The 9,547-nt window shown below is 69.0% G+C and carries 8 protein-coding genes; all 8 read right to left on the bottom strand.

Features of this window, described 5'->3' with window-relative positions:
* The coding region (locus JWP65_RS17865; RefSeq protein ID WP_299766168.1) for a molybdopterin-dependent oxidoreductase at nt 1-1,141 on the bottom strand (1,141 nt) is incomplete at its 3' end.
* Nucleotides 1,142-1,156: 15 nt separating this feature from the next.
* Nucleotides 1,157-1,363, bottom strand: a complete 207-nt coding sequence (locus JWP65_RS17870) for a twin-arginine translocation signal domain-containing protein (RefSeq protein WP_299766170.1) — start codon at nt 1,361-1,363, stop codon at nt 1,157-1,159.
* A 217-nt stretch (nt 1,364-1,580) separates the two neighbouring features.
* Complete coding sequence (locus tag JWP65_RS17875; RefSeq protein ID WP_299766172.1) at nt 1,581-2,198, bottom strand: molecular chaperone TorD family protein; 618 nt, start codon at nt 2,196-2,198, stop codon at nt 1,581-1,583.
* Nucleotides 2,195-4,282 (bottom strand): 4Fe-4S binding protein, encoded by a 2,088-nt coding sequence (locus tag JWP65_RS17880; RefSeq protein ID WP_299766174.1) that lies wholly within the window; start codon nt 4,280-4,282, stop codon nt 2,195-2,197. The genes JWP65_RS17875 and JWP65_RS17880 overlap by 4 nt, the downstream gene beginning before the upstream one ends.
* Nucleotides 4,212-4,841 (bottom strand): DUF3306 domain-containing protein, encoded by a 630-nt coding sequence (locus JWP65_RS17885; RefSeq protein ID WP_299766176.1) that lies wholly within the window; start codon nt 4,839-4,841, stop codon nt 4,212-4,214. The genes JWP65_RS17880 and JWP65_RS17885 overlap by 71 nt, the downstream gene beginning before the upstream one ends.
* Nucleotides 4,834-5,382, bottom strand: a complete 549-nt coding sequence (locus JWP65_RS17890; RefSeq protein ID WP_299766178.1) for a DUF3305 domain-containing protein — start codon at nt 5,380-5,382, stop codon at nt 4,834-4,836. The genes JWP65_RS17885 and JWP65_RS17890 overlap by 8 nt, the downstream gene beginning before the upstream one ends.
* The gene (gene fdhF, locus JWP65_RS17895; RefSeq protein ID WP_299766180.1) at nt 5,379-8,261 is read right to left on the bottom strand and encodes a formate dehydrogenase subunit alpha; all 2,883 of its coding nucleotides are present in this window, start codon (nt 8,259-8,261) and stop codon (nt 5,379-5,381) included. The genes JWP65_RS17890 and fdhF overlap by 4 nt, the downstream gene beginning before the upstream one ends.
* Nucleotides 8,248-9,547 (bottom strand): NADH-ubiquinone oxidoreductase-F iron-sulfur binding region domain-containing protein (locus tag JWP65_RS17900; RefSeq protein ID WP_299766182.1); only part of this gene is annotated, 1,300 nt, incomplete at its 5' end. The genes fdhF and JWP65_RS17900, both read right to left, overlap by 14 nt.

The raw sequence follows: 9,547 nt of genomic DNA on the forward strand, positions 1-9,547 counted from the left end.
AGGCGCGTACGATCGCGTTGCCGGTGGTGTGCTGCGTCTGGCCCATGCACCACACCAGCGTCGAAGGCCGGTTCATGGCCATCATCTGCGCGGCCTTGAAGACGGTGGCTTCCGGCACCCCGCAGGCCTCTTCGACCTTGTCGGGCGTCCACTTCGCCATCACGTCCTTCTTCACGTCCTCCATGCCGTAGACGCGGTCCTCGAGGTACTTCTTGTCTTCCCAGCCGTTGGTGAAGATGTGGTACAGCATGCCGAAGAGGAACGGGATGTCCGAGCCCGAGCGGATGCGGATGTATTCGTCCGCCTTGGCCGCCGTGCGGGTGAAGCGCGGGTCCACCACGATCATCTTGGTGCCGCTCTCCTTGGCATGCAGCATGTGCAGCATGGACACCGGGTGCGCCTCGGCGGCGTTCGACCCGATGTACAGCGCAGCCTTGCTGTTCTGCATGTCGTTGTAGGAGTTGGTCATCGCGCCATAGCCCCACGTGTTCGCGACGCCGGCGACCGTGGTGGAGTGGCAGATGCGCGCCTGGTGGTCGCAGTTGTTGCTGCCCCAGAGGCTGACGAACTTGCGCATCAGGTACGACTGCTCGTTCGAATGCTTGGACGAGCCGACCCAGAAGATCGATTCCGGCCCGCTCGCCTTGCGCAGCTCCTGCAGCTTGGCGGTGATCTCGTTGAGAGCCTGGTCCCAGCTGATGCGCTCGTACTTGCCGTTCACCAGCTTCATCGGGTAGCGCAGGCGGAACTCGCCGTGGCCGTGCTCGCGGATCGCCGCGCCCTTGGCGCAATGCGCGCCAAGGTTGATCGGGGAGTCGAACACCGGCTCCTGCCGCACCCAGACGCCGTTCTCGACGACGGCGTCGATCGCGCAGCCCACCGAGCAGTGCGAGCAGACCGTGCGCTTGACCTCGATGCGGCCTTCACCGATCGCCGGGCCCTTGCCGTCGGCCGCGCGCGCCTTCTTGACCAGCGTCAGCGAACCGGCGGCGATGCCCACGCCCACGCCCAGCCCCGAGCGGCGCAGGAAAGCGCGGCGGTCCATGGTGGGGATGGCGTTGGCCAGGCCCCGTTGCAGGCTGTGAACGAAGGGCGAACGCGGGTTCGCCTGCGCGGTACCCGACTTTTTCGTGAGCAACATGGATCTCTCCGGAAATTAGACGAGCGTGGTCTTGTAGTACTGCTTGACGTGGTCGCTGAGGCGATAGCCGCCGCCGCGCTCTGGCTTGGGAGGGGCTTGCGTGACCTCGGACTCGGCGGACTGCTGCAGCGGCAGTGCCACGACGGCGGCGGTGGCGGCACCCGCAACGGCGGCGCCCGCGATGAATCCGCGGCGGGACGGCTTGGGCTGGCTTTCGGGCATGCTTGTCTCCTGAGGCTCGCTTGTGAACTACGTTTCACACTGTAGTTGAGGCTCACCCCTGCGGCAATCGCCGGCATGCAAAAAGTGCCCGCGCAACCTAGGGGAAAACCCAGTGAGCGTGCCCAGCGCGCCGGAATGCGTGGCAATTTGAAACCGGGCGGCGCCGCCCTGTAGCCGAAATGCCTCATGCCGTGAGGCATGGGGCTGGGCGGCTGGATCAGTCCAGCATGTCGAAGCCTTGCGCCTCGACGTTGCAAAAGGCGCGGGTGAAAGCCGCGAGCACGGCATAGAAGCTTGCCTTCGGATGCATCGATATTGCATCGCACAACGCCGGCAGCCAGGACAGCACGTGGGCTGAAAAGAACTCGCGCTGGCGGGTGAGGTTGGCCACCGCGACGTCGTCTCCGGCGATCAGGTAGCGCATCACTTCGCACAGGTAGGCGATGTGGTCTTCGGTGTCCGACATGGACTCGTCGCGCGCCAGCCCGAGTTCGCCCAGCGTCTCGCGCAAGCGCGCCAACGGCTTTTCGTTGAGAAAGCCGCTCAGGTAGTGCGAGCCGAACAGGTAGACCTCGGGCTTGCCGACCCCACCGAACAGCGCCTCGTACTCCTCGACCAGGGCGGCGTCGGTGGCGCCGCGGGCGGCGCCCACCAGTTCGCGCCAAGGCTCCTCCAGCAACGCGCCCGGCGCCGGTGCGTCGGTCACGGCGACGCGCAGCGCCGCCAGCAGCTCGGGCGCGGGCGGCGCGTAGTACAGCTGGGCCAGCAGGCCGTAAACCTCGGCGCGCGCCGTTTCCTCGTCCAGCGCGGACGAGACGGGAATCGGTTGGTTCATAGGTCGGAGATGCGGGCTTCGTCCTGCGCGGAATAAATGTCGATCACGCGGCAGTCGGCGCACATTTTCAGGCGCTCCAGAGCAGCGCCCTGGAACATCGAGTGGCCCGCCAGCTTGCCCAGCATCAGCTCGATGCCCTTGAGCGTGCCAAAGGGCTTGCTGCAGCGGATACAGCCGTACGGCTTGGCTTCGTTCAGCACGCGCGGCAACTTGCGCTCGGGCGTGAGCAGCAGGCGCGGCTGCAGCGTGATGGCGTTTTCCGGACAGGTCGTGGCGCACAGGCCGCACTGCACGCAGTTCTTTTCCACCAGCCGCAGCTGCGGCGCGTTCGGGTTGTCCTGCAGCGCGCTGGCCGGGCAGGCGCTCACGCAGCTCAGGCACAAGGTGCACTTGTCCTTGTCGACCAGGATGTTTCCGAACGGCGCGGCGGCCGGCAGCGCGATGGCTTCAGGCTTGGCCGGCCCGTGCTCGACCAGGTGGTCGAGCGCCAGGTCGAGCGTGGTGCGCTTGTCGGCGGCGACGCCGAAGCGTCCGCGCACGGCCGGCACGGCGCCGCGGCGCTTGGCCAGTGCCTGCAGCTGCTGGTCGAGGTCGGCCGGCGCGCTGCTTTGCAGCAGGCTCAGATGGCTGCCGGCATAGCCGAGGGCGGCCAGGATGGCCTGCGCCACGTCCATCTGCGCGCGCAGGCCTTCCAGGTATTGCGGGGCTTCTTCGTGGGTGGCGAGCACCGCCACGTGGGCCGTGCCCTGGGCGACGGCGCTCAGCCAGAGGTCGATGCCGGTGCTGGCGGTGTGCCACACGGCCAGCGGGATCACGTTGGCCGGCACGCCCTGGGCCTTGCCGGTGCGGGCCGAACGCCCGAGCTCTTCGACCAGCGCCTGGCCGCGCTCCTGGCTGTGCAGCAGCAGGATGGGAGCAGCGCCGCCGGCGCGCTCGTAGGTCGAGACCAGGGTTCGGATCTTCGTGCCCTGCTCGGCCGCCTTGGGATAGGCGTAGCCGAGGGCGCCGGTCGGGCAGACCATGGTGCAGGCGCCGCAGCCCACGCACAGGTTGGGGTTGACCTTGATCTGCTGGCGGTGCTTGTCGCTGGCGATGGCCTCGGCCGAACAGATCTCGATGCAGGCGTTGCAGCCGGTCTTTTCGTTGCGGCTGTGCGCGCACAGCTTCTGCTTGTAGGTGAAGAACTTGGGCTTTTCGAACTCGCCGACCAGTTCGCGCAGCCGCAGCACCGTCTGAAGCGCCGTCGGGCCGGACACGTCGGCGGCGGGCAGGTGGAAGTAGCCTTGCGGCGGCGCGTGCTGCGCAAAGCCAGGCTGCTGGCGCAGGTCGAGCACCAGGTCGTAGCTTTCGCTGTGGGCCACCGGCTCACGCGCGAAGTCGATCGCGCCGGCCACCGAGCAGGCCTTGACGCAGTCGCGATGGCTGGTGCAGGCCAGCAGGTCGACCTGGTAGTCCAGCCCGATCGCGCCTTCCGGGCAGGCCGCCACGCAGGCATTGCAGCGCGTGCACAGATCCAGGTCGATCGCGTTGTCCTGCGACCATTCGAGCTGGAACGCGCCCAGCCAGCCGGCCAGCTTGACGATCTTGCCGCCGACCACCGGAAAGCGCCGCTCCTGCGCGCCGGCGCCGCCGCGCGAAAAGATGGTGACGTCCAGCGAGTCGCCGACGACTGCGGCGAAGCGCTCCGCTTCGGCGAGCGGGCCGATCACCAGCAGGCGGCCGGCGCTCTTGTAGGTGACGGTGGGGACGGGTTCCGGCTCGGGCAGCTTGGCCGCGGCCAGCAGGGCCGCCAGCTTGGGCATCGCGCCGCGGGCGTCGCGGCTCCAGCCGCCGGTTTCGCGGATGTTGACGAAGCGGATCGGCGAGACCGCACCTTCGGTCTGGGTTCCGAGTTCGCCGAACAGGCGCTTTTCCTGGGTGCAGGCGACGACGACGTCGTCGCCACTCTTCACCGCCTGCTGGAACGCGCCCGCCTCACGCCGGCACAAGGTGGAGTGGAGGGTGAGGTTTTCGTCAAGCGCGCGTCCCAGGGCCTGCGGGTCCAGGGGCATCGTCTTGTTGCAATCGCAAATCAGGGTCGGCATGGTCGTCGGCCGGGGGTACTGCTGCGGGGATCGCATCGGCCGTTCTGGACTGTGCCACGGTTTGCGCCGGGGGGACATCAGCAGCTTCCCTGCCCGTGGGGACTTTGCCGTCATCCGCCTGCTGCTGTTCCTCTTCCTTGTCGTCGAAGAGCTTCAGGAATTTCGTGCTGGCCATCTGCCGCAGCCAGTCTTCGGGAATCGGTTCGGACTGCGAGTAGTCGTCGATGTAGATGTCCAGGCGGTCCATCACGTTGAAGTGGGGGTCGGCGAACAGCTTCTTCATTGCCGCGTTGCGCACGTCGGGCCCGACGTCGGGCTGCACGTAGCGGCTGAAATCCGACGCGGGAGTGAGGGATTCCACGTCTTCGAGGGTGGGCGGCGGCGGTGACTCAACCTGTGCCTTGGCGATTTCGCCCTCGCCCTCGCTCTCGCTCACGCCCGCGCGAGCGGGCCGGGGTGCGGGCTGCGGCGGCACCACCACCGGCTCTGGCGGCAACGCCTGGCCCTTGCGAACCGCCTCCTTGCGCTTGGCCCAGCGCCCCAGGAAACCGTCAGCCATTGCCCCCGCCCCCATACTTCTTGCCGGTGCTGACCGAGGCCGGGTTGCCGAACCGGTCTTCCAGCCGCTTGAAGCTTTCCGGGCGCTGCCGCTTGCGCGGCTCGGGCACGTAGTGTTCCTCGGCAAAGGCGCGCATCCAGGCCACCACTTCGGGCGGCGCCGGCACCTGCTCGCAGTGCTCCTGCGCGTCGAGCCAGCGGCCGGCGTCGTGGTAGCTCAGGCTCACCATGGCCGGCCGCGCCAGCGGCTCGTCGGCGATGGTCGGCTCTTCTTCCATCCGCCACAGCACGAACCAGCCGGGCTTGTCGGTCGTGTAGTTGAGGTAGTAGCCCTCGGCGTCGTCGCGGAACAACTCGACGCGAAAGCCCGGGTACAGCCAGCGCTCCTCGGTCTCGGACTGGCGCAGGCGTTGGGGCTCGGTGCCGAACGCCTGTTCGTGCTGCAACACCTCGGCCAACTCCCAACGGAAGGGCTGCCACTGGTTGCGCTGCGCCACCTTGCGCATGATGACGGCGACGTCGATTCCGGGGCGAGTGGTCATGGAGATATCCGAACCGCGCAGTACTTGAACTCGGGGATCTTGCCAAAGGGGTCCAGCGCGGCGTTGGTCAGCAGGTTGGCGGCCGCTTCAGCATACGCGAATGGCATGAAGACCGTCGCGTCCGGGGTGCCATCGTCCCTGCGCACTTCGCAGGTGATGGCGCCCCGGCGTGAAGCCAGCCGCACCGCTTGCCCGGGCACCAGGCCCAGCCGCTGCAGCTCGCGGCCGTTCAAGGACGCCGTCGCCGCCGGCTCGATCGCATCGAGCACGGCGGCGCGCCGCGTCATGCTGCCGGTGTGCCAGTGCTCCAGCACGCGCCCGGTGATCAGCACCAGCGGGTAGTCGGCATCGGGCTTCTCGTCGGCCGGCACCAGCGACGCCGGCACCAGCCGCACGCGGCCGTCGGCGGTGGGGAAGCGATCGGTGAAGACGATGGACTGGCCGGGATCGTCCTCCGACAGGCACGGATAGGTGACGCTGCCCTCGCGCTGCAGCCGCCCCCAGCTGATGCCGGCGATGGCGCCGTGCATGGCCTGGCGCATTTCCTCGTACACCGCCGCCACGCCGCAATCGGCGCCCGGGTAATCCCAGTCCAGGCCCAGCCGACGCGCCAGTTCCTGGATCAGCCACAGGTCCTGGCGCGCTTGGCCCGGCGGCTCGATCGCCTTGCGCCCGAGCTGCACCATGCGGTCGGTGTTGGTGACGGTGCCAGTCTTCTCCGGCCAGGCGCTGGCCGGCAACACCACGTCCGCCAGCCAGGCCGTCTCGGTCAGGAAGATGTCCTGCACCACCAGGTGCTCGAGCGCCGCCAGTGCATGGCGGGCGTGGTTCAGGTCGGGGTCGCTCATGGCCGGGTTCTCGCCCATGACGTACATGCCGCGTACCTTGTGCGGATCGCCCTCGGGCGCCAGCGCCTTGTGCATGATCTCGACGACGGTGTAGCCCGGTTGCGGATCGAGCCTGGTGCCCCAGAAGTCCTCGAACCAGGCGTGCGCCTGCGCGTCGTCGACCCGCTGGTAGTTGGGCAGCATCATCGGGATCAGCCCGGCGTCGCTGGCGCCCTGCACGTTGTTCTGGCCGCGCAGCGGATGCAGGCCGCTGCCGGGCTTGCCGATCTGGCCGGCCACGCTGCACAGCGCGATCAGGCAGCGCGCGTTGTCGGTGCCGTGCACGTGCTGGCTGACGCCCATGCCCCACAGGATCATCGCGGAGTTCGCCGTGGCGAAGGCGCGCGCCACTTCGCGGATGGTGCCAGCGGCGATGCCGCACACCGGCGCCATGCGCTCGGGCGAGAACGCCTGCACGCTGGCGCGCAGCGCCTCGAAGTTGCTGGTCCTCGCCTCGAGGAAGGCCCGGTCGGCCAGCCCCTCTTCGATGATGGCGTGGATCATCGCGTTGAGCAGGGCGACGTCGGTGTCGGCCTTGAACTGCATCACCCGCCAGGCGTGGCGGCCGATGTCGGTCACGCGCGGGTCGGCCAGCACGATCTTCGTGCCGGCCCTGGCCGCATTCTTCATCCACGTCGCGGCCACCGGATGGTTGGAGGTGGGATTGGAGCCGATCACCAGGATCAGCTCCGCCTCGGCCACGTCGCTGACCGGGTTGCTGACCGCGCCGGAGCCCACGCCCTCGAGCAGCGCCGCCACGCTGGAGGCGTGGCACAGGCGCGTGCAGTGATCGACGTTGTTGCTGCCAAAGCCGGTGCGCACCAGCTTCTGGAACAGGTAAGCCTCTTCGTTGCTGCCCTTGGCGGAGCCGAAGCCCGCCAGCGACTTGGGCCCGTGCGTGTCGCGCAAGGCCACGAACTGGCCGGCGGCGAGCGCCAGCGCTTCTTCCCAGGTGGCTTCGCGAAACACCTCCCGCCACTGCGAGGGATCGCGCGCCACGTCGACGTCCTTGCCCACGCCCGACTTGCGGATCAAGGGCTGGCGCAGCCGGTGCGGGTGGTGCGCGTAGTCGAAGCCGAAGCGGCCCTTGACGCACAAGCGGCCGTGGTTGGCCGGGCCGTCGCGGCCGTCAACGGCGACGATCTGCTCGTCGCGTACCTTGTACGTGATCTGGCAGCCGACGCCGCAGAACGGGCACACGGATGGCACTTCACGGTCGACCGCCTGCGAGCCGACCAGCGTCCTGGGCATCAGCGCGCCGGTCGGGCAGGCCTGCACGCATTCGCCGCAGGCGACGCAGGTGCTGGCGCCCATGGCGTCGTCCAGGTCGAACACGATCTTGCTGGCGGCGCCTCGCAAGGCATAGCCGATCACGTCGTTGACCTGCTCCTCGCGGCAGGCACGCACGCAGCGGGTGCACTGGATGCAGGCATCGAGGTTGACCAGCATCGCGGGATGGGAGGCATCGGGCGCGGTTGGCGGGCGGCGCAGCGCTGTGAGTTCGGGTCGCGCGGTGACCTGCAGGCGGTCGGCCCAGGCGCTCAGCTCGCCGTGTTGACCGGGGGTGTCCCCACCCCGACTCTCCCCCGAAATGGGAGGGGGTAAGTCCGATTCGCTCCCTCCCGCGCTGGGGAAGGGCTGGGGTTGGGGCGTCCCCGCACCATCGTTCCACTTGAAGCCGCGTTCCGGCATGTCCGCCAGCAGCAGCTCCAGCACCATCTGCTGGCTCTTGCGGGCGCGCGGGCTTTGCGCCCGCACCTGCATGCCCGCGGCCACGGTGCGGCAGCAGCTGGGGGCCAGCACGCGCTCGCCTGCGATCTCCACCACGCAGGCGCGGCAGTTGCCGTCGGGCCGCATGCCTTCGGTGTAGCAAAGGCGCGGGATCTCGACACCGGCGCGCTGCGCCGCCTGCAGGATGGTCTCGCCCTGCAGGGCTTGCACCGGCCGGCCATCCAGCTTGAATTCGACGAGGGGAAGATCAGGCGATTTCATGGGGAAAGTATTTCTGCACGCAACGCACCGGATTCGGCGCGGCCTGGCCCAGGCCGCAGATGGAGGCGTCGGCCATCACCTGATTGAGGTCTTCGAGGGTGTCGTTGTCCCAGACCGGCGCCTGCAGGAGCTGCGCCGCCTTGTCGGTGCCAACCCGGCAAGGCGTGCACTGGCCGCAGCTTTCGGCCGCGAAAAACCGCATCGTGTTCAAGGCGGCGTCGCGGGCGCGGTCCTGGTCGCCCAGCACCACGATGGCTGCCGAGCCGATGAAGCAGCCGTGCAGCTGCAAGGTGTCGAAGTCCAGCGGCAGGTCGGCCAGCGCGGCCGGCAGGATGCCGCCGGAGGCGCCGCCCGGCAGGTAGGCGTAGAGGGCGTGGCCTTCCTGCATGCCGTCGCAATATTCGTCCACCAGCTCTCGCAGGCTGATGCCGGCCGGCGCCAGCTTGACGCCGGGGCTGCGCACGCGCCCGCTGACGCTGAACGAGCGCATCCCCTTGCGGCCGCGCCGGCCGTGGCCGGCAAACCACTCCGGTCCGCGCTCCAGGATGTCGCGCACCCAGAACAGCGTCTCGAAGTTGTGCTGCAGCGTCGGCCGCCCGAACAGGCCCACCTGCGCCACGTAGGGCGGGCGCAGGCGCGGCATGCCGCGCTTGCCCTCGATGCTCTCGATCATGGCGGACTCTTCGCCGCAGATGTAGGCGCCCGCCCCGCGCCGCAGTTCGATGTGCGGCAGCGGCAACGGCGGGTTGGCGGCCAGCAGCGCCAGCTCGCGCTCGAGCATCACGCGGCAGTCGTGGTATTCGTCGCGCAGATAGATGTAGACGGCCTCGGTGCCGGCCACTTGCGCCGCGATCAGCATGCCTTCCAGGAAGCGGTGCGGATCGCGCTCCAGGTAGTGCCGGTCCTTGAAGGTGCCGGGCTCGCCTTCGTCGAGGTTCACCGCCAGCAGGCGCGGCCCCGGCTGGTCGCGCACGATGCGCCACTTGCGGCCGGTCGGAAAACCGGCGCCGCCCAGGCCACGCAGGCCGGAAGCTTCCATCGCCTCGAGCATCTGCAGCGCATCGTCCTCGCCATTGACGACGGCCGCGGCCAGCGCATAGCCGCCGGCCGCGCGGTAGCTGTCGTAGCCCACGTGGTCGACCACCCCGCGGGCGGCCCCCGGCCGGCCCGGGGCCGAGCCGGCCGAAGCCAGCAAGGTGTTGAGCACCGCCTCGGGCGTGGCGTGCGGCACCGCCAGCTGGCCCACCAGCACCGCGGGCGCCTGCTCGCAACGGCCGATGCAAGGG

This window comes from Ramlibacter sp. (genome assembly GCF_028292805.1).
In the GTDB taxonomy this organism is placed as follows: domain Bacteria; phylum Pseudomonadota; class Gammaproteobacteria; order Burkholderiales; family Burkholderiaceae_C; genus Ramlibacter.

Bases quoted from the DNA above. Each gene is read 5' to 3' on its own strand.
- JWP65_RS17870 (WP_299766170.1), bottom strand. From the start codon at position 1,363: ATGCCCGAAAGCCAGCCCAAGCCGTCCCGCCGCGGATTCATCGCGGGC.
- JWP65_RS17875 (WP_299766172.1), bottom strand. From the start codon at position 2,198: ATGAACCAACCGATTCCCGTCTCGTCCGCGCTGGACGAGGAAACGGCG.
- JWP65_RS17880 (WP_299766174.1), bottom strand. From the start codon at position 4,282: ATGCCGACCCTGATTTGCGATTGCAACAAGACGATGCCCCTGGACCCG.
- JWP65_RS17885 (WP_299766176.1), bottom strand. From the start codon at position 4,841: ATGGCTGACGGTTTCCTGGGGCGCTGGGCCAAGCGCAAGGAGGCGGTT.
- JWP65_RS17890 (WP_299766178.1), bottom strand. From the start codon at position 5,382: ATGACCACTCGCCCCGGAATCGACGTCGCCGTCATCATGCGCAAGGTG.
- fdhF (WP_299766180.1), bottom strand. From the start codon at position 8,261: ATGAAATCGCCTGATCTTCCCCTCGTCGAATTCAAGCTGGATGGCCGG.